The sequence below is a fragment of the Mesorhizobium sp. M1342 genome, from assembly GCF_040317955.1.
Classification (GTDB): Bacteria; Pseudomonadota; Alphaproteobacteria; order Rhizobiales; family Rhizobiaceae; genus Mesorhizobium.
This window is the reverse complement of record NZ_JAMYLI010000043.1, coordinates 1-23,796: the sequence shown is the minus strand read 5'-3', so window position 1 is coordinate 23,796 and position 23,796 is coordinate 1. Positions and strand designations below refer to the sequence as shown.

Here is a 23,796-nt window from a genome sequence, read left to right as displayed (position 1 = left end):
TGCAGAAGCTACTGCACCGCGCCCACCAGAACCTGCTGGCCACCGCGGATCGAGACCCAGCGCCCGGTGTTGTCGATCGCCTGCCGCTTGAGGAAGCGGTAACCGGTCGCGTCCCATGGTTTGACCTTGTCGGTCAGATTGTCGAGCACATAGTCGCCCTCGTCGGTGCGCACCGTCAGCACGGCGTGACCCTCGCCGTCGGGCTTGCGCACGACGGTGATCAGAAGATCGGCAAGCGAGATGCTCATGCGCGAAAGCTGGCGCCGCTTTTCCAGCACATAGTCCTCGCAATCGCCGACGCCCTTGTCGGGATAGGCCCAGACCTCGTCCTTGCCGTAGATATCCATGTCGCTCATCGGCTTGACGGCGGCGTTGACCCTGGCGGTGACATTGAGAAGCTTGCGCATCAGCCCGTCGCTCATCGTGGCCGGCGCCAGATTGGTCGGGCGGATCGAGCATTCGCCCGGATGCAGCTTGCAGAAATCATAGTGGCCGATCGGCTGCGAGGTGAGCCCCCCGGTCGCCATCGCTCCACCCGCCAAAGCCGGTGCCGCCCAGCCCGCCGTCATTGCCAGCCCGGCCGCCACATACACGCGCAGCCGTCGCGCCATCGATGAGGAAATCATTGTCCCCGCTCACCCTTTGTTATTAACGAAAGGTTAAGGGGGATTTACAGTCCGTGTCAATTACGACGACGGTCGGATTGTCGGCATGGTTACCCGAGGGGCTGGACAGCGGCACTTGTGCAACAGAATCGGCCAGCCAGCCGGCTTTTACCGTTCAATTTCACGGTTTATCGCCGTTAAGCTTGGTTTATGCAGGTCATCGTCCCAAAACCCGCAATTTTGGGCGGCCTTGCATTATCTCTTGGCGGCGCGGACCAGCTTCGGTTTCACCGCGACACGCTCCTGGCGGCCATAGCTGGTGATGAAGTCGACGATGCGCGGCACGATTTCGGAACGGAAGCGCGAACCGTTGAACACGCCGTAATGGCCAACCGCCGGCTGCATGTAGTGGGCATGCCTGTCTGCCGGGATGTTGGGGCACAGATCATGCGCCGCCTTGGTCTGGCCAAGGCCCGATATGTCGTCGTTTTCGCCTTCGACCGTGAACAGCGCGACGTTGCGGATCGCCGACGGATCGATCCTGGTGCCGCGATGCGTCATCTCGCCCTTGGGCAAGGCCTGGCGCACGAAGACCGTGTCGACGGTCTGCAGATAAAACTCCGCCGTCAGGTCCATGACAGCAAGATACTCGTCGTAGAAATCACGGTGCTTCTCGGCATTGTCGCCATCATGCTTCACCAGATGCATGAAGAAGTCCTTGTGGGCGATGATGTGGCGGTCGAGGTTCATGCTCATGAAGCCGGACAGCTGCAGGAAGCCTGGATAGACCTCGCGGCCGAAGCCCGGCACCGGCCAGGGCGCATGCATCACGACATTGTCGCGGAACCAGTCGATGCCCTTTTCCTGCGCCAGCAGATTGACCGCGGTCGGGTTGCTGCGGGTGTCGATCGGGCCGCCCATCAAGGTCATGGTCGAGGGCACGAAGGGGTCGCCCTTCGTTTCCATCAGCGCCACGGCGGCCAGCACCGGCACGGAAGGCTGGCACACCGCCATCACATGCGTGTCCGGCCCCAGCGTGTGCAGCATGTCGATGACGTAGTCGATGTAGTCATCGAGATCGAATTGGCCGTCGGCAAGCGGCACCATGCGGGCATCGACCCAGTCGGTGATGTGCACGTCGGCATAGGGCAGCATGGCTTCGACCGTGCCGCGCAGCAGCGTCGCATAGTGGCCCGACATCGGCGCCACGATCAGAAGCTTCGGATCGGGCTTGCGTCCGGCGGGGACCGTGCGCTCGAAGCGGACGAGATTGCAGAACGGCTTCGACCAGACGGTCTTTTCAGTGACCTCGACGCTCTTCCAGTCGACCACGGTCTTGGTCAGGCCGAAGGTCGGCTTGCCGTAGCGGCGCGTGGTGCGCTCGAACAGTTCGGCCGTCGCCGCGATCGAACGGCCCCATTGCGTGTGGGAAAACGGATTGAGTGGATTGGAGTAGAACATCCGCACCGCGTCGGCATAGAGGCGCGCCGGCTGCAGGGCCGCGTGGTTCATCTCATAGAGCTGGTAGAACATCGAGAACCCCGCTGCTGCCTGCGACCGAAGGGACGACGAGCCGCGCCGAGCCCTAGATGTCTCGCGGGGAAGTTAACAACTAATTGCTGCGATGCAATACGTCACGCGGCGTGACCAATGCTTCTTTGGTTCAAGACCGTGGAAATCGGGGCCGAACGGTGCCAGCCGGCTCAGTGTGCGACTGCGAAATGTGTAGGCAATGTGTCCGGCCTATGTTGCCGGACACAGAAAACTCTAGACGCGCGCCATGCACACGGAAGTATGGCCGGAGCCGATGAAGCCGAGCTGGCCGGCCGCACCCTTCGACAGGTCGAGCACGCGTCCCTTGATGAACGGACCGCGATCGTTGATGCGCACGACGACGCTGCGGCCGTTGTTCTTGTTGGTCACCCTGAGCTTGGTGCCGAAAGGCAAGGTGCGATGCGCGGCGGTCAGCGCTGACGGGTTCATGCGCTCGCCCGATGCGGTCTTGGAGTGCAGGGCGTACCATGAGGCGCGGCCGCACTGGGCGGCGGCGGTCGCCGAAGAAGCGCCGACCATGAGGCCAGCAGCGATCGTTACCGCGACAAGCGCGGTCTGTTTTGGGTTCTTCATATTTGGGGGATGGCTCCGTTTTTGACAGACCCCAGCCGTTAGGTGCCAAATAAGGCGCGAAATGCGGCAGTCATCTGGCGGTTCCGTGGCAATGGCACACGTTTGGAGTCGCTGAGTAACAGTCTGTCAGGGATTTTCCGCCGCGCGATGATCAATCAATGATGATCTTTGTCCTGCTGCCAGGCATCCGTTTGACAAGATCGAACATTAATATCCAAGTAGAGTCCGGCACGGACGGGCCACTTCCTTCGGCTCTTTTATCGCGGCCCCGATGCTGCAGCCAATCGACTTCAAAAGGGAGATCCTGCAATGAGGCTGACGAAAAATCTGCTGGCGTTGATTGTGCTTGCCGTCGGCGCGCTGTGGTCGCTGCAAGGCATCGGCGTGGTCGGCGGCAGCTTCATGACCGGCCAGTCGCAATGGCTCTATATCGGCGTCGTCACCATGCTGGTCGGGCTGGTGGGATTGGTGTGGGCGAACCGGTAGGGGTGTGAGCTGTAGAACGAGGGGCGGCGATCTGTGGCGCCCCCCTCTGCCCTACCGGGCATCTCCCCCTCGAGGGGGGAGATTGGCCGTCATCACTGCTTTCGCTAATCTTCATCATTGAAAGAGGGCAGCGAGGCCGAAGCTGCTAATCTCCCCCCTCGAGGGGGAGATGCCCGGTAGGGCAGAGGGGCGCGCTGTCCCGCCGACGCCCCAAATGTTGTATATCGTCAAAAAGCTACCCGAACAGCCGATCCAGAATCTTGCCCTCCAGCCGGGCCAACTCCACCGAACCGCGCCGGCGCGGCCGTTCCACGGGCACATCCAGATCAAGCGCGATCCGGCCTTCGCTGATCACCACGACCCGGTCGGCCAGCGCGACCGCTTCGGCGACATCATGCGTGACCAGCACAGCCGTGAACTTCTGCGCGATCCAGATGCGTTCCAGAAGCTGCTGCATCTCGATGCGGGTCAGGGCGTCGAGTGCGCCGAGCGGCTCGTCGAGAGCCAGGATCTGCGGGTGGCCGACCAGCGCGCGGGCCAGCGCCACGCGCTGCTTCTGACCTCCGGACAGCACCGAAGGCCATTCGTCGGCCCGATCGGCAAGCCCGACCTCGCCGAGAATGTCGAGCGCGCGTTGCCTTGCCTCCGCGCCGGAAGCAATCCCGGTCAGCCCGACCTCGACGTTTTTCACCACGCTGGCCCAGGGCAGGAGCCGTGGCTCCTGGAACATGAAGCGCGTGCGGCTGTGTCCTTCCTCTGCCACGCCGAATGTCAGCGATCCCGATGTCGGCCGGTCGAGCCCGGCCAGAAGCCGCAAAAGCGTGCTCTTGCCGCAGCCGCTCTTGCCGATGACGGCAAGGAACTGCCCGGCCGGCACGTCCAGGTCGATGCCGTCGAGCACGGTCTTGTCGCCGAAGCGCTTGCCGGCTTGCCTGAAGGCAAAGGCCCGCTGCCCTTCGACGGAGCCGATCGGCCGCACCGGCGTGGCGACGAAGGAACGGGCTGCGGTCAGGCTGGCGGCGGTCATGGGCAATCTCTCATCCGTTCTGGAAGGCCGGATGCCAGCCGAGCGACAGCCGCTCGAGCAGGCGGGCGAGGCTGTCGGCGAGCTTGCCGAGCAGCGCGTAGATCAGGATCGACAGCACGACGACGTCGATCAGCAGGAATTCGCGCGCCTGCATGGCCATGTAGCCGAGGCCGGAGCTGGCCGAGATGGTTTCGGCGACGATCAGCGTCAGCCACATGATGCCCAGGGCATAGCGCAGGCCGACGAAGATCGCCGGCAGCGCGCCGGGCAGGATGACGCGGAAGAACAGGGCGCGTCGGTCCATGCCGTAGACGCGGCCCATCTCGACCAGCTGCGGGTCGACGCTCTGGATGCCGAGCAGCGTGTTGACGTAGATCGGAAAGAACACGCCAAGCGCCACCAGGAACAGTTTGGCTTCCTCGTCGATGCCGAACCACAGGATGACCAGCGGGATCAGCGCCAGGTGCGGGATGTTGCGGATCATCTGCAGCGTCGTGTCGGTCAGGCCGCGGCTGAGCGTCGACAGCCCGTTGGCAAGGCCAAGCGCAAAGCCGATCGAGCCGCCGACGGCAAAGCCGGCAAGGGCGCGCGCGGTCGAGACCCCGATGTTGCGGATCAGTTCGCCTGACAGCGTCAGCCGCCAGAAGGCTTCGGCCACCGCGCTCGGCGCCGGCAGCACGTTGGCGGGCATGACGCCCGCGCGGCTGGCAACCTCCCAGCCGGCAATAACCAGCGCCGGGAGCAGCCAGCCTATGGCATTGTTATGCAGGCGTGTGGAAAAGCTCATGACGAAGCCTGCAGGCGGTTGGCTCCATGGAAGCCGACCGAGAATTCGTTGGCGATGTTCTCATGCGCCCGCTGCCGCCTGGTGCCGAGCCCGAGTTTCGGGAACAGAAGCTCGGCGACGCGATAGGCTTCCTCGAGATGCGGATAACCCGAGCCGATGATGGTATCGATGCCGATCGCCTGGTATTCCCGGATGCGCTCGGTGATCTGTTCGGGCGTGCCGACCAGCGCCGTGCCGGCGCCGCCGCGCACCAGCCCGACACCGGCCCACAGATTGGGCGAGACGACCAGCCTGTCACGGCGTCCGCCATGCAATTGCGCCATACGGCGCTGACCGACCGAATCCATCTGGTTGAGGAAGCGCGCCTGCGCATTTTCGATCTGGGCGTCGGTGACATGGCTGATCAGCCGGTCGGCGGCGCGCCAGGCTTCGTCCTCGGTCTCGCGGACGATGAAATGCAGCCTGATGCCGAAACGTAGTTTTCTGCCGCGCAGTGCCGCTTTTGCGCGCGCCGCGGCCAGCTTCTCGGCAACCTGCGCCGGTGGCTCGCCCCAGGTCAGATACATGTCGACGAGGTCGGCGGCGAGGTCCTGGCCTGCGTCCGACGACCCGCCGAAATAGAGCGGCGGCCGCTCCTGGTGCGGCAGAAGGTCGAGGCGGCCACTCTCGACGCGGTAATATTTGCCGTCGAAATTGACCCGCTGGCCCGACACCAGGCCGCGCCAGATGGTCAGGAACTCATGCGCCTGGGCATAGCGCTCGTCATGCGGCAGGAAGACGCCGTCGCCGGCGAGCTCGGTCGGGTTGCCGCCGACCACGACATTGAGCAGCAGGCGGCCATTGCTCAAGCGATCGAGGGCGGCGGTCTGGCGCGCGGCGAAAGTCGGCAGCGTGACGCCCGGCCGCAGCGCAACGAGAAACTTCAGCTTTTCGGTCAGCGTCGCGAGACCTGTCGCGGTGATCCAGGAATCCTCGCAGTTCTGACCCGTGGGCAGCAGCACGCCGGGAAAGCCGAGCCGGTCGACCGCTTGCGCGATCTCCTTGAAGTAACCGAATTCAGGCGGCCGCTGCTGCTCCTCGGAGCCGAGATAGGAGCCATCGCCATGCGTCGGGATGAACCAGAAGAAATCGAGCGGTGCGGTGCTGGCAGGCGCGGTCATGTCTGGCACAGTCACGGGCGGATCTCCTGGAGATATGGGTGCAAACGCAAAGGGCGCCGGGCGTTCTCACCCGGCGCCGTCAGGGGACAAGTTAGTTGCCGGGTGCTGTCCACACCGCGTCGGAGATGCGGACCGCTTTCGGGATCAGCCCGAGCTTATAGAAGCGGTCGGCGGTGGCCTGCTGGCCGGCGATGATCTCGTCGGTGATCGGAAAGATGCCGAACTTGGTGCGGTTGGCGGCGATGATCTGCGCGTCGAGCGGCACACCGGTCACCTCATGCAGCGCCGCGGCCACCTCGTCGCGGTTCTGGTCGGCCCATTTCGCCGCCTCGCCAAGGGCCGATATCGTCGTGGTGATGGTTTCGGGGTGCGCCTTGGCGAAATCCTTGTTGGCGAGGAAGTAGGTGTTGACCTTGAGCACCTCGCTGGAGCGAGCCAGCACACGCGGCTGGTAGCGGGTTTCGGCGATGGCGAAGAACGGATCCCAAACGCTCCAGGCATCGATCTGGTCGCTGGCGAAGGCTGCGGCTGCATCCGCCGGGCTGAGATAGACCGGCGTGATCTGGTCGAACGGAATACCGGCCTTTTCCAGTGCGGCGACAAGCAGATTATGCGCGCTGGTGCCCTTGCCGACACCGACGCGCTTGCCCTTGAGATCGGCGACCGACTGAATCGGCGACGCCGGCTTGACGAAGATCGCCTCGCCGTCGCCATTCGACGGCAGTGCCGCCGCATAGACGATGTTGGCGCCGGCCGACTGGCCGAAGATCGGCGGTGCGTCGCCGGTCCAGCCGACATCGATGGCGCCGACATTGAGCGCCTCGACCAGCGGCGGCCCGGCGGTGAACTCGACCCATTTGACCGTCACGCCCTTGTCTTCAAGTGCCTTTTCGATCACCTGCTGCTGCCTGGCGATCACCGGCAGGCCGGTCTTCTGATAGCCGATGCTGAGCTGCTTCAGCTCCTGCGCTGTGGCGCCGGATGACAGGACAACCGTAGCCGCCAGCAGGCCGATGCCGAAAACACGTCTCGTCAGATTGAAAGGCTTGGTCAGATTGAACATTGATCCCTCTCCTTCGCTGCGGATCGGCGCCGGGAAATGGCCTCGCCGGTTGGAAGATGGATCAGGCTAGGTAGTTCTATAAATTTAGTAGAGGAATAATTTTGCGAGATGGACTTGAAGCGCGGATTTGTTTTCTGCAGGCAGCCCCAGCTTTCGTCATTCTAGGGCGAAGCAAGGAGCGAAGCGACGCGGCGCAGACCCTAGGATCCAGGCCGTGACGGTGATGCTATGCTCCGGCGGTGCAAGGAACCGAGCGCCGACCAGCCGGTTCCACGAAAGAGCTCGAACCACTCCGGATTGGCCCTCTCGATCAGCTCGATCTTCCATTGTCGTGGCCAGCGCTTCAGTGATTTCTCACGTTGGATGGCGTCGGTAATGTCGAAATACTCTTCGTACCAGACAAGGCGTTGCACGCCGTAGCGACTGGTAAAGCCTGAGCCTTGGCCGGACTTGTGCTCGGGTACGCGGCGGCCGAGGTCGTTGGTGACACCGATGTAGATCGTACCGCGCTTCTGACTCGCGGTCATGTAGGCATAGCCGGTCATGGTTGAAGGGTAGCCCGCGTGAGTTGGCGTGCAAAGCGACATTTCTGATCCGCCGCATTCTACGACCACCGTCACGGCATGGATCCTAGGGTCTGCGCCGCGTCGCTTCGCTCCTTGCTTCGCCCTAGGATGACGAAGCTTAAGTTAAGCCGTCTTCGTGACACAAGTCGTGCCCCGCCCCCTTCACTGCGACCAATACTGCCAAGCCCAGTAAAAACTCTCGTCGCGTGGCGGCAGGCGGTCGCGCTCGGCGTCCCAGCGGACCGGCGTTGGCGATTTCAGTTGCTGTTCAAGCGGCTGGCTTTCCCTGGTCCAGGCGAGAAGCCAGTTACCGGCTTGGGCGAACAGCACGGCGGTGGAATGGGTCATCGTCATTCTCCTGCTCCTCTGGGCTTCGATCATTCGCGTCCCGCCCACGGGACGAGCACGCGCTCGATCCTGCGGATGGTGAATTCGAGCACGAAGGCGATGGCCGCGATCACCAATATGCCCATCACCACCACGTCGGTGACGAGGAACTGGGCGGCCGACTGGATCATGAAGCCAAGCCCGCGTGTCGCCGCCACCAGTTCGGCGGCGACCAGCGTCGACCAGCCGGCGCCGAGCGCGATGCGCAGTCCGGTCAGGATCGACGGCAGCGCGCTGGGCAGAATGACGTGGCGGACCACTTGGCGCTGGGTAGCACCCAGCGAGCGCGCCGCATTGATGCGCTCCTGCGAGACGCCGCGAACGCCGGACGCGGTCGACAGCGCCACCGGCGCCAGCATGGCAATGGCGATCACCAGGATCTTCGACGGCTCGCCGATGCCGAACCAGATGATGACCAGCGGCAGGTAGGCGAGCGGCGGGATCGGCCGCAGGAATTCCAGCAGCGGATCGAAGATGCCGCGCCCGATCGTGCTGATGCCGATGGCGAGCCCAACCGGCACGCCGATGAGGATGGCGGCGACCAGCGCGGCGAATATCCGCCACAGGCTGGCGACGGCATGCTGCAGCAGCGTCGCATCGACGAAGCCGTCACGAGCGACGGTGATGAACTTGTTCCACACGGCGGCAGGCGATGGCAGAAACACTGGCGACACCAGTTGCAGGCGGGCCGACAGCGCCCACAGCGCCAGCACCACCAGGATGGTGACAGCGCTGACCGCGCGGGCCGAAACGCCTTTACGCTTGGGGCTGGGTCGCGACCATGGCACCGACAGGCCGTCGGCCTCGTCGATCTTGTGTCCCGGTCGCTCCGTGTAAGAAGTAACGGTCATGCCGCTTCTCCTTCGAAGATCGCATCGGTCAAGTCCGCGCGGGCTTCGGAAAAAATCGGATCGGCCTTGATCGTGCGAATGGCTTCGCCAGACGCGTAGCGCCTGGAGAAGCCGGGTTCAAAAGTCCGCACCACGCGGCCCGGCCCGGGCGCCAGCACGACGATGCGGGTGGCCAGCACCAGCGCCTCCTCGATGCCATGCGTCACCATCAGCACGCCGACCTCGCTTGCCGTCCACAGATCGAGCAGCGTCGTCTGCATGCGTTCGCGCGTCAGCGCATCGAGCGCGCCGAGCGGTTCGTCGAGCAGCAGGAATTCGGGTTCGGCGGCGAGCGCCCGGGCCAGGCCGACGCGCTGGCGCATGCCGCCGGAAAGCTCCCAGATGCGCTTGTCGCCGGCGTCGGTGAGCTTCACCAGCGCCAGCAACTCATCGGCGCGCTGGGCCCGCTCGGCTGGCCTGACACCGCGCAGCCTGAGCGCGAAGGCAACGTTTTCGCGCGCCGTCAGCCATGGGAACAGCGCGTCGTTCTGGAACACCACCGCCCGGTCCGAGCCCGGCGCGGTGATCGGCTTGCCGTTGATGGAGGCGCGCCCGTGCGCCGGCGCGACAAGGCCGGCGGCGAGGTTGAGCAGCGAGGTCTTGCCGCAGCCGGAACGGCCCACCAGCACGACGAAATCGCCCTTGGCGACATCGATCGACACCCGTTCGACGGCAGGCTCCGCCTGGCCGTCATAGTGGATCGAGACCTTGTCCAGTACGAGATGGGGGTCCAGTACAAGATGGGGGTCCAGTACGAGATGCGGCATGGATGCCTCGCGGTTCGTTGAAATCCGACTGCCCCGGCCCTCGTCAGCGGTTCCGGGGCAGTCAGCACGCGGCGTCAGGGAAGAAGATCCGCGCGCGTTCGTTTGGCGTCAGGCGTTCAGTTCGAGGCGAGCGCCTCTGTGACGTATTTCGACGACACGTATTTCGAATAGTCGGGAAGCACGGCGTCGATCTTGCCTTGCTCCTTGAGGAAGGCGGATGTCGCTTCCACCGCCTTGACCGTGCCGCCGCCGAGGAATTTGTCGGAGGCCTGTTCTTCGAGCGTCGGGAAGACATAGCCCTTGAGCAACTGCGGCACTTCTTCCAGCTTGGCGCCGGTGATCTTGGCGATCGCGGCCGCCTGCGGCGACGACACCGACCAGGCGTCGGGCTTGGCCAGGAACTCGGCATAGGCCGCGCCCGTCACCTTGACGAAATCGCGTACTGCCTCGGGGTTCTTTTCGGCGAAGTCGGTGCGCACGATCCAGGCGTCGAAGGTTGGCGCGCCCCAGGCGGCGACCTGCGAGGAATCCACCACCACCTTGCCGGTCGTCTTGATCTGGCCGAGCGCCGGATCCCAGACATAGGCCGCGTCGATGTCGCCACGCGAGAAGGCCGCCGCGATTTCCGGTGGCCTGAGATTGAGGATCTCGACCGACTTCGGATCGACGCCCTCATGCTTCAGCGCGGCGAGCATGCTGTAATGCGTGGTCGAGACGAACGGCACGGCGACTTTCTTGCCGACAAGGTCGGCGACCTTCTCTATGCCGGCGCCGTTGCGCGCCACCAGCGCCTCGGATTCGCCGATCAGGCCGACGATAAAGATGGTCTGGATCGGCAGCTCGCGGCTCGCCGCCGCCGCCAGCGGGCTCGAGCCGACATAGCCGATATCGACCGAACCGGAAGCGACCGCGGCGATGACATCGGCGCCGGAATCGAATTTGCGCCAGTCGATGGTGGCCTTCGTCGCCTTTTCATAGGCGCCGTCGGCCTGCGGCACTTTCGAGGGTTCGACCACTGTCTGGTAGCCGATGGTGATCTTGAGGTCGTCGGCAAGGGCAGGGCCGAGGAAGGCGGCGCCGGCTAGTGCGGCGGACGAGAGAAGAACAATGCGTCGCGAAATCGTGGACATGAAGGGCTCCTGAAAAGAGAAAATCGGAATGCCTCATGATAGTCAGCTAATTCTATCGTTCTTGTAGAGTTAAATCCTTCCAACCAAGGCGAGCTTGTTAGAAAAAAGCTGTCGATGGTGGGGTGGCGAGGCGGATAGGGCGGCTGCAAGCGATTTCCTGGCTTGATCCAAGCCGTGACGTTGGGGGCTCGGCTACCGTCCGAAGTCTTCCGATGTCGGCGGGACAGCACCGCCCTCTGGCCTGCCGGCCATCTCCCCCGCAAGGAGGGAGATCGCTGTCATCCCGGCTTTCGCCAATCGCCATCGTTGCAGGTGTTGAACCTACGGTGGATCTGCCAATCTCCCCCCTTGCTGGGGAGATGCCCGGCAGGGCAGAGGGGGGTGCTGTCCTGCCAGCGTCCGGCAAGGTCCTGCACGCACCAACGCTCGAAGGAATGGCATGACCTCGATCGCGAACGAGAATTCCTAGTCTTGCCCCTGTCAGGCAAATCCATACCCAAAAAAGCCATGGATTCGAAAACACCTTCCACAGTGCTCCAGCATAAGTATAGTATTCTGATCGACATGAGAGAGTTGGAGTCGGCGATGAGCGGCCACCACATCACCATGATCGCTCGCGGCATGGATCGGCTTTCGCCGTCGCGTCAGTCGATGCCGACCACATCCGGCCCTGGAGGACCATTTTGCCATCCCACTGCTCTTAAAGGCATTTTTGTGCTTTCGAGGGCACAAGGTCGGGCTAAAATGGCCAAAGCGGCTTGAAAACGAAGCAAAATCAACAGTTCTCGGCTTGTACATCATGTCACTAGAATTTATGTGTCATGCGGGCTTGGACGCGGCGGCAACGCACGCCAGGTGTTTTGCAACCGATGGTTCCACGCCGTCGCATGACAGAGAAATTTTGATCTCATGCTCACGAAAAAGGGCAAGTACGGCCTCAAGGCGCTCGTCCATCTCGCGCGATTGCCGGCCGGGCAGCTTGCCTTCGTCAACGACGTCGCCACCGGCAACAACATCCCGAAGAAATTTCTCGACGCCATCCTGGGCGAGTTGCGCAATGCCGGCTTCGTCCAGAGCCGCAAGGGCAAGGATGGCGGCTATCGCCTGGCGCGCCCCGCCGACGAGATCAAGGTCGGCCATGTCGTGCGCGTCCTCGACGGTCCGCTGGCGCCGATCCCCTGCGCCAGCCGCACCCAGTACCAGCGCTGTGAAGATTGCAACGAGGCGACATGCCAAGTCCGACACCTGATGCTCGAGGTCCGGCAGGCGATCGCCGAGGTGCTCGATCAGCGCAGCCTCGCCGAAATGCGCGATATCGTCCTCGACGACCTATCGGTCGCGAAGGGCATCGACGATCTGCCGGTTGCGAGGGACATCGGCGGTCTGCCGGTCGCGGTGAAGGTCCAGGCCTGACACTGGCGCTGCGCAGAGCGAAGGCATGCCTATGACCGGGCGTGCCAACTCCATCATCATTGTCGGCGGCGGCGCCAGCGGCGTCGTGCTGGCCGCGCATCTCCTGAAGTCGCCCAATCCCGACCTGCGCGTCACGCTGATCGAAAGGCGCCCGCATTTCGGCCAGGGCATCGCCTATTCGACGCTGCTCTCGGCGCATGTCTTGAATGTTAGCGCCGCCGGCATGAGCGCCTATGCCGACGATCCCGGCAATTTCTGGCGCTGGCTGCAGGAGCGCGGCCTGGCAACGGCCGAGCAGGCGCCCTTCTATGCGCCGCGTAGCATCTATGCCCGTTACCTCGGCGAATTGCTCGACGAGCTGCAGGCGCGCGAAAAGCTGACCGGGCGGCTTCGGCTGATCCGCGAGGAAAGCCTCTCGATCACGCCCACCGCATCCGGTGTCGAAGTGGCGCTGGCCAACGGCACCAGCGTCGTTGCGCATCTCGCCGTGCTGGCCACCGGCCACGACGAGGAGCCGGCGCAGGGCCATGCCATCAGGATGGGATCGGAAGCCGACACAGCACTTCCCCCCGACGCCGGCGTCATGGTGCTGGGCACCGGCCTGAGCATGGTCGATGCCTTCCTGGCGCTGGAACAGCGCGGCCATCGCGGCGATATCATAGCTGTGTCGCGGCGCGGCCTGTTGCCCTCGCCGCATCGCAAGGGCAATCCGATCAAGCTCGACGTCGCCGACATTCCGCTCGGCACGCAGCTCTCCTATTTCGTCGGCTGGTTCCGCGACCTGATCAAGGAAAACCAGAAGGCCGGCATCGACTGGCGCGACGTCGTCGACGGCTTGCGGCCGTTCAACCAGAAGATCTGGCAGAACTGGCCGGCTTCCGCCAAGCGCCGCTTCGTCGAGCACACCAAGGCCTGGTGGGACATCCACCGCCATCGCATGGCGCCCGAGGTCTACGCCCGCGTCACCGAAGCCGTGCGGTCCGGCCGCATCCGCCTGGTCGCCGGCCGCGTCGTCGACATCGCGTGCAACGGCGAATTCACCGTCCAGGTCCAGTCGCGCCACACGCAGCGCCTCGAGACCCTCGAGGTCGCCCGCATCTACGATTGCTCTGGTATCGTCAGGGACATCTCGACCTCGTCGAACAGCGTCGTGCGCTCGCTGGTCGACCGCGGCCTGGCACGGCCGGATCCGCTGCGCATCGGCCTCGATGTATCGGCCAAATGCGAGATCATCGCCGGCGACGGAACCGTCTCGGCCAAGATCCTCGCCGTCGGCCCGCTGACGCGCGGCACCTTCTTCGAGATCGACGCCATTCCCGATATCCGCGTGCAGTGTGCGAGGCTGAGCAAGCAGCTGCTGGGTTAGGCAGAACCTTTTGATGCCGGCGGGACAGCACCACCCTCTGTCCTGCCGGACATCTCCCCCGCAAGGGGGGAGATTGGCAGCTTCACTTTTGGCACGTTCTCTTCAGCGTTGGAGATTGGCGAAACCGGCGGCGACATCCGATCTCCCCCCTTGCGGGGGAGATGGCCGGCAGGCCAGAGGGGGGTGTGACGGAGTGCTGCGGTAGCGTTTAGTTTGAGACCACAGCCACAACCCGGAATTTCATTCCACATCTGGCCGGTTGATTGGCACGATCTATCTTCTTTCCGACTGCAAAGGGCTGGAAAAGAGGATACGCTGCCGCTCTGCCTCGAGGCGGTCGCTTGGTCATGGAGCATCGATATGAGCGAGCACGAGATCGCCGCAGCCGACGAATTGTCCCGCCTGCGTCCGCCCTATGCGTCGGTTCTCGACCTGATCGGCCAGACGCCGGTGGTCGAGCTGACCAAATTCGACACCGGCAAGTGCCGGCTGTTCATCAAGCTCGAAAGCCAGAACCCCGGCGGCTCGATCAAGGACCGCATCGCACTGTCGATGATCGCCGCGGCTGAAAAGCAGGGCAGGCTCAGGCGTGGCGGCACCATTGTCGAGGCGACCGCCGGCAACACCGGCCTCGGCCTCGCCCAGGTCGGCATCCCCAAGGGCTACCGCATCGTGCTGGTCGTGCCCGACAAGATGTCGCGCGAGAAAATCCAGCATCTGCGCGCGCTCGGCGCCGAGGTGCGTATGACGCGCTCCGACGTCGGCAAGGGCCATGCCGAATATTACCAGGACATGGCCGAGAAGATCGCAGCGGAAACGCCCGGCGCCTTTTATGCCAACCAGTTCGCCAACCCGGCCAATCCGCTGGCGCATGAAACCACCACCGGCCCGGAGATCTTTTCGCAGCTCGACGGTGACGTCGATGCCGTGGTCGTCGGAGTCGGCTCGGGCGGCACGCTGACCGGGCTTGGCCGTTACTTTGCCAAGGTATCGCCGAAGACCGAAATGGTGCTGGCCGACCCGGTCGGCTCGGTGCTGGCGCCGCTGATCAAGACCGGCAAGATGGAAGAGGCTGGCAGCTGGACCGTCGAAGGCATCGGCGAGGATTTCGTGCCGCCCAATGCCGATCTGTCGCTGGTCAAGAAGGCCTATTCCATCCCCGACAAGCAGAGCATGCTGGCGGTCCGCGACCTCTTGTCGAAGGAAGGTATCCTCGCCGGCTCGTCCTCAGGCACGCTTTTGTCCGCCGCGCTGCGCTATTGCCGCGAGCAGACGGTGCCGAAACGCGTCGTCACCTTCGTCTGCGACAGCGGCAACAAATATCTGTCGAAGGTGTTCGACGATTTCTGGCTGGCCGAGCAGGGTTTGGCCGAGCACGAACAGCATGGCGACCTGCGCGACCTGGTGATGCGTTCGCACCGCACCGGCGACACCGTCTATGTCGGCCCGGACGAAAGCCTGCTCAACGCCTATGGCCGCATGCGCCGCTCCGATGTCTCGCAGCTGCCGGTGCTCGACAATGGCAGACTGGTCGGCATCGTCGATGAAAGCGATATTCTTGCTCATGTCGACGGCCCCTATGATGGTCGCTGGGAGCGTTTCAATGGCCCGGTGCGCACGGCCATGACCTCCAATCTGCACACGCTGCAGGCCAGCCAGACGCTGGACGCGCTGCTGCCTGTCTTCGACCGCAACGAGGTCGCCATCATCTTCGACGGCGACGAATTCGTCGGCCTGATTACCCGCATCGACCTGATCAACCATTTGAGGCGCGCACGATGACCAGCAGCACACCGCCAGCCGGAAAAAACCGCCTGGCCTTCTCGACGCGCACCATCCATGGCGGCCAGAGCCACGACCCGCTGACAGGCGCGGTGATGGTGCCGATCTACGCCACCTCGACCTTTGCCCAGCAGTCGCCCGGCGTTCACAAGGGCTTTGAATATGCCCGCAGCCAGAACCCGACGCGCTTTGCCTTCGAGCGCGCGGTGGCCGATCTCGAAAGCGGCTCGGCCGCTTTCGCCTTCGCGTCCGGCCTCGCGTCGATCGCCACCGTTCTGGAGCTGCTCGATTCCGGTGCCCATATCGTCGCCACCGACGACATCTATGGCGGCTCGTTCCGGCTGATGGAGCGGGTGCGCAAGCGCTCGGCCAATCTGCAGGTCTCGTTCGTCGACTTCACCGACCTGGCCGCCGTGGAAGCCGCGATCCGGCCCGAGACGAAAATGCTCTGGGTCGAGACGCCGACCAACCCGCTGCTGCGCATCGTAGACCTCGAAGGCGTCGCCGCCCTAGCCAAGCGCAAGGGCATTTTGTCGGTCGCCGACAATACCTTCTGCAGCCCCTATATCCAGCGGCCGCTGGAGCTCGGCATCGATATCGTGGTGCATTCGACGACCAAATATCTCAACGGCCATTCCGATATGGTCGGCGGTGTCGCCGTCGTCGGCGACAACAAGGAGCTCGCCGCCCAGCTGAAATTCTTGCAGAACGCCATCGGCGCCATTTCAGGCCCGTTCGACAGTTTTCTCGCCCTGCGCGGCCTCAAGACGCTGGCGCTCAGGATGGAGCGTCATTCCGCCAATGGCCTCAAGATCGCGCAATGGCTGGAAGCGCGCCGCGACGTCCGCCGCGTCATCTATCCCGGCCTCGCCAGCCACCCGCAGCACGCCGTCGCCGTCCAGCAGATGCACGCCTTCGGCGGCATGATCACAGCCGTGCTCGACCGCGACCTTGCCGGCACCAAACGCTTCCTCGAACGCACGCAACTGTTCACGCTGGCCGAAAGCCTCGGCGGGGTGGAGAGCCTGATCGAGCATCCCGCGCTGATGACGCATGGGTCCATACCAGCCGAGAAACGGGCCGAGATCGGCATATCGGATTCGCTGGTAAGGTTGTCGGCGGGGATCGAGGATGGCGACGATCTGATCGCCGATCTGGATCAGGCGCTGGGTTAGCGGGCTGATATCGCGGAAGATGCGGCGCAGGGCAAACTGGGGTCTGTCGCGATCCTTCACACCCCCCTCTGGCCTGCCGGCCATCTCCCCCGCAAGGGGGGAGATTGGCAGCTTCGATGTCGCCGCTCGTCTTGCAACGTTAGAGATTGGCGAAAGCGGAAGTGACATCTGATCTCCCCCCTTGCGGGGGAGATGGCCGGCAGGCCAGAGGGGGGTGCTGTCCCGCCGACGTCGGACCGATCTCTTCGCCGCGACAACGGTCAACGGCAAACCGCGCTTCGCGCATCGTTCAGCCAAGCCCCGTTGACCCCGAACCCCATCTGCCCGAAGTGTAGCGCCCCATGGCTACACACGCCCCACCCAAACCCACCGACACCCCGCTCACCTTCGCGGTGCTGGTGTTTCCCGGCTTTCCGATGATGGCGTTCAGCTCGGTCATCGAGCCGCTGCGTGCCGCCAATGTCCTGGCGAAAAGAGAATGCTATCGCTGGATCATCGTCGGCGGCACGAAAGGCGCGGTCGAGGCGTCGAACGGCGTCGTTATCCAGCCGGGTTTTTACGCCGAGGATGCGCCGAAGGTCGATCGCATCGTCGTCTGTTCGGGCGGCGATGCCGATCATCTCGTCGCCGAGGACGCAGCACACTGGATCCGCAAGAGCCTGCGCAACGGCGCCCATATCGGCGCGGTGGCCGATGCCGCGTTCTTCCTCGCCCGCGCTGGCCTGCTCGACGGCCATGCCTGCACCTTGCACTGGACCAGCCAGGCCGCCTTCACCGAAGCCTTCCCCAACATCGAGCTCAGGCGCGACCTCTATGTCATCGACCGCAAGCGCTTCACCTCGGCCGGCGGCGTCGGCAGCCTCGACATGATGCTGGAGATCATCACCCGCGACTACGGCGCCGAGCTTGCCGCCGGCGTCGCCGAATGGTTCGTGCACAGCCAGCTGCGCTCCAGCATCGACCGCAAGATGATGCCGCTGCGGCTGCGCACCGGCGTCCAGAACGAACTGGTGCTGTCGGCCATCGCCATCATGGAGGACGCGGTCGAGGAGCGGCTCGGCATGGCCGAGCTGACCGCGAAGCTCGGCGTCTCCTCCGACAAGCTCGAACGCTCCTTCCGCTCCGAACTCGCCATCTCGCCCAATGGCTATTACCGGCGGCTCCGGCTGAAGCGTGCCGCCGACCTTTTGGCGCATTCGACGCTCGCCGTGCGCGACGTGGCGCTGGCCTGCGGCTTCGCCTCGATGTCGAGCTTTGCCCGGGCGTTTCGCGAGGAGCACGGGCATCCGCCGAGATTGGCGAGGCGGCATTAGTTTGTCGATGTTGGCGGGACAGCACCCCCCTCTGTCCTGCCGGACATCTCCCCCGCAAGGGGGGAGATCAGCGGCTTTGGCCTCCCGCGCTTTCTTCAACGTTGAAAATTGGCGAAAGCGCTCGTGACAGCCAATCTCCCTCCTTGCGGGGGAGATGGCCGGCAGGCCAGAGGGGGGTGCTGTCCCGCCAGCGTTCCGCATCTGCCCGCGGCATCCCGCACAACAAACGCGGTTTTCCGCACAATCCCTCCGCCCCTCCTGCGTCATGCTCCGACCTCGCAACCCAGCCAAGGCCGTACCCCCATGAGCATCGTCGTATTCGACCCCGACAGCACCGAGGACGTGGACTTCAAGGACCGCATGCGCCACCCCGCTGCCGCCGATCCGGCCGGCGGTATGTGGCTGTCGGACACCGAGCCGTCCTTCATCGATGCCGATGCGCTGCGCAAGGGCCGGCTGGCGAAACTGCGCGGCTGGATGCGTGAGGCCGGCTATGGCGGCGTCGTGTTGTTCGACCCCTATAACCAGCGCTACGCCACCGGCTCGCGCAACATGTTCGGCTATTTCCTGCGCAATTCGACCCGCTATTTCTTCATTCCGACCGACGGGCCGATCGTGCTGTTCGAATACCCGCAGAGCTACCATGTCTCCATGGTGCTCGACACGATCGCCGAGGCGCGTCCTTCCAAGCTCGTCTGGTCGTCGGTGTCGGGCCGCGACGACGAGACCGCCGGTCCCTTCGCCGAGGAGGTCGCCGAGCTTTTGAAGCAGCATGGCGGCGGCTCGATGAAGCTCGGCCTCGACCGCTGCAGCCATCTGCAGGCGCTCGCTTTGGAAAAGCGCGGCTGCGAGGTTCGCGACTGCCAGGGCGAAATCCTGGCGGTGCGCGCGGTGAAGACGCCGGAGGAAGTCAAATGCTTGCAGGTGTCGATGGCCGGCGCCGAGGCCGCCGTCTATGCGGTGCGCGAGGCGATCAAGCCCGGCGTCTCCGAAAACGACCTGTTCGCCATCATGTATGGCGAGGTCATCCGCCAGGGCGGCGAGTTCATCGAGACCCGGCTGCTCACCTCCGGCCAGCGCACCAATCCCTGGTTCAACGAGGCCAGCGGCCGCAAGATCCGCCCCGGCGAACTTTTGGCGCTCGATACCGACACCATCGGCTGCTACGGCTATTATTCGGATTTCTCGCGCACCTTCCGCTGCGGGCCGGGCAAGCCGACGCCCTACCAGAAGTCGCTCTACCGCATGGCGCACGATCAGGTTCAGCATAACATCTCGATCGTCAAACCCGGCATGGCGTTCCGCGAGATTGCCGAGAAGGCGTGGAAGATCCCCGACCGTTTCATCGACCAGCGCTACACCTCGGTCATGCACGGCGTCGGCATGCATGGCGAAACGCCGTTCATCGCGCATTCCATGGATTACGAGACCTATGGCCGCGACGGCCATATCGTGCCAGGCATGGTGGTGAGCGTGGAAAGCTACATCGGCGAAAAGGGCGGCCGCGAGGGCGTCAAGCTGGAGGACGAGATCCTGATCACCGAGACTGGTACGGAGCTTCTGTCGCGCTTTCCCTATGAGGATGAGTTTCTGGAGACGCAGGTTTGATGCGGGCAACCGACGCTCATAACGAGCGCCTCATTCCCTCCCACCCCCCTCTGTCCTGCCGGACATCTCCCCCGCAAGGGGGGAGATTGGCAGCGTCGCCTGCAGCGCCTTTTCCTGCAACTCTGGCGATTGGCGAAGGCATTCGCGACGACCGATCTCCCCCCTTGCGGGGGAGATGCCCGGCAGGGCAGAGGGGGGTGCTGTCCCACCGGCACAGGCAAGAGTCTTGGACTGCTCCGCCCGTGGATAATGAAGCCTCATGAAAACCCCCATCGCCATCAAACCCGGCACCGTGGCCGCAATCTTCATCGACCTGCAGGAAGAGCACCGGCAGGACAAGCGCTACCTCGTCGACGACTACGCAACGATCCTCGCCAACGTCCAGCGCCTGCAGGCGGCGGCGCGGCAGAACAATGTGCCGCTCTACCACTGGGCCTACATCGTCGATCTCGACAGCCAGGACCGGCCGTTCCACCCGGTCGGTGAGGACGGCAAGTCGGCCTTCTCCGACAAGAGCGATCCGCTGACCGAGATCTGCCATGAGGTGGCGCCGGCCATGGGCGAGGCGCTGCTGATCAAGGCCGAGGCCAGCGCCTTCCGCACCGGGCCGGCGGCGCGCGACATCAAGTCTTCGGGCATCGAATGGCTGGTTGTCGCAGGTGTCTGGACCGAGGCCTGTATCGACGCGTCGGTCAAGGATGCGGTGGCCAAGGGCTTTCGCGTGTTGCTGGTCAAGGATGCCTGCGGCAGCGGCAGTGCGGCCATGCACCAGACCGGCATCCTCAACCTCGCCAACCGGCTCTATGGCGGCGCCGTCACCGATACCGACGGCGCCTGCCGGCTGCTGGCGGGCGAGACCGTCACAGCCTGGCAGGTCGAAGGCTCGGTGCCGCTGCGCTTCACCTTCGACAATGCGGCCGCGCTCTACGCCGATCTATGACTGTCGAAAGCATGACCAGGGGCCCCTACGAAACCCGGCTCGACCCAGAGCTCTGGGCCTATATCGACGCGGTCAACGCCTGGTATCCGCCCGAAATCATCGGCCTGCCGATCGACAAGCAGCGCGCCGTCTACAACAGGATGAGCCGCGCCTTCCACCAGGGCCGGCCGCCCGGCGTGAAGGCCAGCGATGGCCTGATCGCCGCCGCCGGCCGCGACATCCCGATCCGCCGTTACCGGCTTGCCGGCAAGGCCGCCCAGGCGATGGTGATCTACTACCACGGCGGCGGCTTCATCCTCGGCGGGCTCGAAAGCCATGACGACATCTGCGCCGAGCTCTGCGCCGGCACCGGCTTCGACGTGCTGTCGGTCGACTACCGGCTGGCGCCGGAGCATCTTCATCCCGCCGCCTTCGACGATGCGGTGGCCGCCTTCAAATGGGCGGCGGTGACATCAACCCTGCCGCTCGTGCTGTGCGGCGAAAGTGCCGGCGGCAACCTCGCCGCCGCGGTGGCGCAGGCGACCCGCCGCCATATCAGAGCTGCGGTCGGCCAGGTGCTGATCTACCCCGGCCTCGGCGGCGACGAGAGCGCCGGCTCCTACATCGAGCACACTGAGGCGCCGCTGCTGTCGGTGGCCGACATCGCCTTCTACCGCGACGTCCGCTCGGCCAGGCGGCAATCGCTTGACGATCCCACTTTCTCGCCGCTGCGCGACACCGATTTCACCGGCCTGCCGCCGACGGTGATCGTCACGGCGCAATGCGACCCGCTGTCCTCGGATGGCGAGACCTACCGCGACCGCATTGTGGCCGCTGGCGGCAAGGCGTGGTGGCACGAGGAACCGAGACTGGTGCACAGCTTCCTGCGCGCGCGCAGCACGGTGCCGGCAGCGGCGGAGGCGTTTGCGCGGATTGTTGCGGCGGTTGGTGCGTTGGGTAAGGGCGAGTGGCCGTATTGAGTGGCTGAGGAAGGAAGGCGCCGGCGGTGGGGCGCCAATCTCCCCCCTTGCGGGGGAGATGTCTGGCAGGACAGAGGGGGGTGCTGTTCCGCTGACCTTTCAGCCAATCAGCTAAGTCCAGCCGCGCTCTCAGACCGATTTAAAAGATCTGGGGATCGAAGGTTGGCGATCCTTCACACCCCCCTCTGTCCTGCCGGACATCTCCCCCGCAAGGGGGGAGATTGGCTGTCACGTCACCCTTCACCAATTTTCGAAGGGGAGGCCCTCGCTTGGCCCCCTGCGGAACTCCGCACAATCACTGCGGAAAACCGAACACTCCCCGGCGTCACCCCGCTCTATCATTCCCCCTCAGGCAATGGCGCCCCGGCGATCGCGTCCGCCCCCGCGTCTGTCGATCGGCCGGGGCGATTTTTCTGTGCATGCCGTTGTCCCAAAACCGCTGGGCACTTTTGGGCGGCATGCATCAACAACAGGGGAACGACGATGAAATTCATGCTGACCGATCGCAAATTGCACCCGAAAGCCAAGCCCGTCGCCGACGATTTCAGGACCGGCGGCATCAACCGCCGCGAGTATCTGGCGCTGATGGCCGGCCTCGGCGTCAGCGCCGCCGGCGCGCTGGCACTGGGCGGACTGAGCACCACCCCTGCCCGCGCGGCGGAACCCAAGAAGGGCGGCGTGCTGCGCGTCGCCATGAACGTCAAGGGCTTCAAGGACCCGCGCACCTTCGACGGCGTGGAGATGTCGAATGTCGCCCGCCACTGCAACGAATATCTGGTGCGCTGGAACACCGACTTCTCCTTCGAGCCCTGGCTGCTCGAAAGCTGGGAGGCGAGCGACGACGCCAGGACGCTCACACTGCATGTGCGCAAGGGCATTTCCTGGTCGAACGGCGATGCCTTCAACGCCGATGATGTCATCCACAACCTCACCCGCTGGTGCGACGCCTCGGTGCCCGGCAATTCGGTCGCCGCGCGCATGGGCGCGCTGGTCAACGCCGACACCAAGAAGGTCGTCGACGGCGGCATCGCCAAGATCGACGACTTCACCATCAAGCTCAATCTGCCCAAGTCAGACATCTCGCTGATCGCCGGCATGGCCGACTATCCGGCGCTGATCATGCACCGCTCCTATGAGGGCGATGGCGACCCCATGAAGGCGCTGGCCATCACCACCGGCCCCTGCGAGCTGGTCAGCTGGGACGCCGAGACCGGCGCCGAGGTGAAGCGCAGGGATAAGCCATGGTGGAAGGGCGAATTCCACCTCGACGGCATCAAATGGGTCGACTACGGCTCCGACCCCAACGCCATGCTGTCGGCCTTCGAATCCGGCGAGATCGACACCGACCACGAAACCGCCTCCGATGCCGTCTCGCAGACCGAGCAGATGGGGCTGATGAATTCCGAGATCGCCACCGGCTCGACTATCGTCGCCCGCTTCAATGTCGCCAACGCGCCCTATGACGACGTCAAGGTGCGCCGCGCCGCCCAACTCGCCGTCGACAATTCCGCCGTGCTGGCACTCGGACTCGGCGGCCGCGGCAAGCCCGCCGACAACCACCATGTCGGCCCCATGCACCCCGAATATGCCGATATCGGCCCGGCCAGGCGCGACCTCGACCAGTCGAAGAAGCTGCTGGCCGAGGCCGGCAAGGCCGACCACGAGTTCGAGCTCATTTCCGTCGATGTCGAATGGCAAAAGAGCACCGGCGACGCCATCGGCGCGCAGATGCGCGAGGCCGGCCTGAAGATCAAGCGCACCGTGCTGCCCGCCGCCACCTTCTGGAACGACTGGAGCAAATACCCCTTCTCCTGCACCGAATGGCTCGGCCGCCCGCTCGGCGTCCAGGTGCTGGCGCTGGCGTATAAATCGGGCGCCGCCTGGAACGAAAGCGCCTACGCCAGCAAGGAGTTCGACGAGCTGCTCGACAAGGCGCTGGCGACCCCGGACGCCAGGGCGCGCAAGGAGATCATGGCCAAGATCGAGGAGAATCTGCGCGACTCCGGCATCATCATCCAACCCTACTGGCGCTCGGTCTACCGGACGTACCGCAAAGGCGTCGAAGGTTGCGAACAGCACCAGGCGCTCGAGCAGCATTTTGAGAAGGTTTGGATTGAAAGCTGAGCCATCGCCCTTCCTGGGTTCCTCTCCCTCCGGAGTGGGGAGAGCGACTATCTGGGGTGTCAAGTTGCAATTACGAACTCGTTGCGCGCATCGCGTGCTTTTGCATTGAGGATGACCAGGA

Annotated in this window: 21 protein-coding genes and 1 pseudogene; 10 read left to right on the top strand and 12 right to left on the bottom strand. The window is 64.3% G+C overall.

All coding sequences use genetic code 11. The features are described 5' to 3' along the window. Nucleotides 1-8 precede the first annotated feature (8 nt). From NKH06_RS29950 to NKH06_RS29940, 3 genes are all read right to left on the bottom strand, one after another. Nucleotides 9-626, bottom strand: a complete 618-nt coding sequence (locus tag NKH06_RS29950) for a transglutaminase-like cysteine peptidase (RefSeq protein ID WP_031213661.1) — start codon at nt 624-626, stop codon at nt 9-11. Nucleotides 627-860: 234 nt separating this feature from the next. Further along, entirely contained in the window at nt 861-2,138 is a 1,278-nt protein-coding gene (locus NKH06_RS29945) for a polyhydroxyalkanoate depolymerase (RefSeq protein WP_023813427.1), read from the bottom strand. A 234-nt stretch (nt 2,139-2,372) separates the two neighbouring features. Continuing rightward, on the bottom strand, nt 2,373-2,732 hold the full coding sequence (locus NKH06_RS29940) for a septal ring lytic transglycosylase RlpA family protein (protein ID WP_023813428.1): 360 nt from the start codon (nt 2,730-2,732) through the stop codon (nt 2,373-2,375). A 309-nt stretch (nt 2,733-3,041) separates the two neighbouring features. Between NKH06_RS29940 and NKH06_RS29935 the strand changes: the two genes are divergently transcribed. Then, nucleotides 3,042-3,218: a hypothetical protein gene (locus NKH06_RS29935; RefSeq protein ID WP_023813429.1), complete on the top strand. Its 177-nt coding sequence runs from the start codon at nt 3,042-3,044 to the stop codon at nt 3,216-3,218. Nucleotides 3,219-3,453: 235 nt separating this feature from the next. On the opposite strand, the gene NKH06_RS29930 is transcribed toward NKH06_RS29935, so the two are convergent. From NKH06_RS29930 to tauA, 9 genes and pseudogenes are all read right to left on the bottom strand, one after another. Continuing rightward, the gene (locus tag NKH06_RS29930; RefSeq protein WP_352442350.1) at nt 3,454-4,245 is read right to left on the bottom strand and encodes an ATP-binding cassette domain-containing protein; all 792 of its coding nucleotides are present in this window, start codon (nt 4,243-4,245) and stop codon (nt 3,454-3,456) included. Between the two features lie 10 nt (nt 4,246-4,255). After that, on the bottom strand, nt 4,256-5,032 hold the full coding sequence (locus tag NKH06_RS29925) for an ABC transporter permease subunit (RefSeq protein WP_023813431.1): 777 nt from the start codon (nt 5,030-5,032) through the stop codon (nt 4,256-4,258). Further along, nucleotides 5,029-6,192 (bottom strand): FMNH2-dependent alkanesulfonate monooxygenase, encoded by a 1,164-nt coding sequence (ssuD, locus tag NKH06_RS29920; RefSeq protein WP_352794608.1) that lies wholly within the window; start codon nt 6,190-6,192, stop codon nt 5,029-5,031. Before ssuD ends, NKH06_RS29925 begins: the two co-directional genes overlap by 4 nt. A 91-nt stretch (nt 6,193-6,283) precedes the next feature. After that, nucleotides 6,284-7,255 (bottom strand): sulfonate ABC transporter substrate-binding protein, encoded by a 972-nt coding sequence (locus tag NKH06_RS29915; RefSeq protein ID WP_023813434.1) that lies wholly within the window; start codon nt 7,253-7,255, stop codon nt 6,284-6,286. Nucleotides 7,256-7,515: 260 nt separating this feature from the next. Beyond that, nucleotides 7,516-7,800: pseudogene (locus NKH06_RS29910) on the bottom strand (GIY-YIG nuclease family protein); the annotation flags it as partial. 183 nt (nt 7,801-7,983) lie between these two features. Next, nucleotides 7,984-8,169, bottom strand: coding sequence for a hypothetical protein (locus NKH06_RS29905; protein ID WP_031213663.1), 186 nt, complete (start codon nt 8,167-8,169; stop codon nt 7,984-7,986). A gap of 29 nt (nt 8,170-8,198) precedes the next feature. Then, on the bottom strand, nt 8,199-9,059 hold the full coding sequence (locus tag NKH06_RS29900) for an ABC transporter permease subunit (protein ID WP_023813437.1): 861 nt from the start codon (nt 9,057-9,059) through the stop codon (nt 8,199-8,201). Continuing rightward, nucleotides 9,056-9,865, bottom strand: coding sequence for a taurine ABC transporter ATP-binding protein (locus NKH06_RS29895; RefSeq protein ID WP_352894930.1), 810 nt, complete (start codon nt 9,863-9,865; stop codon nt 9,056-9,058). The genes NKH06_RS29900 and NKH06_RS29895 overlap by 4 nt, the downstream gene beginning before the upstream one ends. A 116-nt stretch (nt 9,866-9,981) precedes the next feature. Further along, on the bottom strand, nt 9,982-10,995 hold the full coding sequence (tauA, locus tag NKH06_RS29890; protein WP_352894928.1) for a taurine ABC transporter substrate-binding protein: 1,014 nt from the start codon (nt 10,993-10,995) through the stop codon (nt 9,982-9,984). Nucleotides 10,996-11,904: 909 nt separating this feature from the next. Here tauA and NKH06_RS29885 point away from each other — a divergent pair. The 9 genes from NKH06_RS29885 (at nt 11,905) to NKH06_RS29845 (ending at nt 23,675) form a co-directional block, all read left to right on the top strand. Beyond that, complete coding sequence (locus tag NKH06_RS29885) at nt 11,905-12,408, top strand: RrF2 family transcriptional regulator (RefSeq protein ID WP_128305622.1); 504 nt, start codon at nt 11,905-11,907, stop codon at nt 12,406-12,408. Nucleotides 12,409-12,439: 31 nt separating this feature from the next. Continuing rightward, nucleotides 12,440-13,774: an FAD/NAD(P)-binding protein gene (locus tag NKH06_RS29880; RefSeq protein WP_352894926.1), complete on the top strand. Its 1,335-nt coding sequence runs from the start codon at nt 12,440-12,442 to the stop codon at nt 13,772-13,774. A 360-nt stretch (nt 13,775-14,134) separates the two neighbouring features. Continuing rightward, nucleotides 14,135-15,556: a pyridoxal-phosphate dependent enzyme gene (locus NKH06_RS29875; RefSeq protein ID WP_352893883.1), complete on the top strand. Its 1,422-nt coding sequence runs from the start codon at nt 14,135-14,137 to the stop codon at nt 15,554-15,556. Continuing rightward, nucleotides 15,553-16,731, top strand: coding sequence for a trans-sulfuration enzyme family protein (locus NKH06_RS29870; protein ID WP_352894924.1), 1,179 nt, complete (start codon nt 15,553-15,555; stop codon nt 16,729-16,731). Before NKH06_RS29875 ends, NKH06_RS29870 begins: the two co-directional genes overlap by 4 nt. Nucleotides 16,732-17,072: 341 nt before the next feature. Continuing rightward, the gene (locus NKH06_RS29865) at nt 17,073-18,044 is read left to right on the top strand and encodes a GlxA family transcriptional regulator (RefSeq protein WP_128305626.1); all 972 of its coding nucleotides are present in this window, start codon (nt 17,073-17,075) and stop codon (nt 18,042-18,044) included. Between the two features lie 303 nt (nt 18,045-18,347). Beyond that, complete coding sequence (locus tag NKH06_RS29860; protein WP_352894922.1) at nt 18,348-19,652, top strand: M24 family metallopeptidase; 1,305 nt, start codon at nt 18,348-18,350, stop codon at nt 19,650-19,652. A gap of 259 nt (nt 19,653-19,911) precedes the next feature. After that, nucleotides 19,912-20,592 (top strand): isochorismatase family protein, encoded by a 681-nt coding sequence (locus tag NKH06_RS29855; RefSeq protein WP_352894920.1) that lies wholly within the window; start codon nt 19,912-19,914, stop codon nt 20,590-20,592. A gap of 11 nt (nt 20,593-20,603) precedes the next feature. Beyond that, nucleotides 20,604-21,551, top strand: coding sequence for an alpha/beta hydrolase (locus tag NKH06_RS29850; protein WP_352894918.1), 948 nt, complete (start codon nt 20,604-20,606; stop codon nt 21,549-21,551). A gap of 483 nt (nt 21,552-22,034) precedes the next feature. Beyond that, entirely contained in the window at nt 22,035-23,675 is a 1,641-nt protein-coding gene (locus NKH06_RS29845) for an ABC transporter substrate-binding protein (protein WP_352894916.1), read from the top strand. The last annotated feature ends 121 nt before the right edge of the window (nt 23,676-23,796 follow it).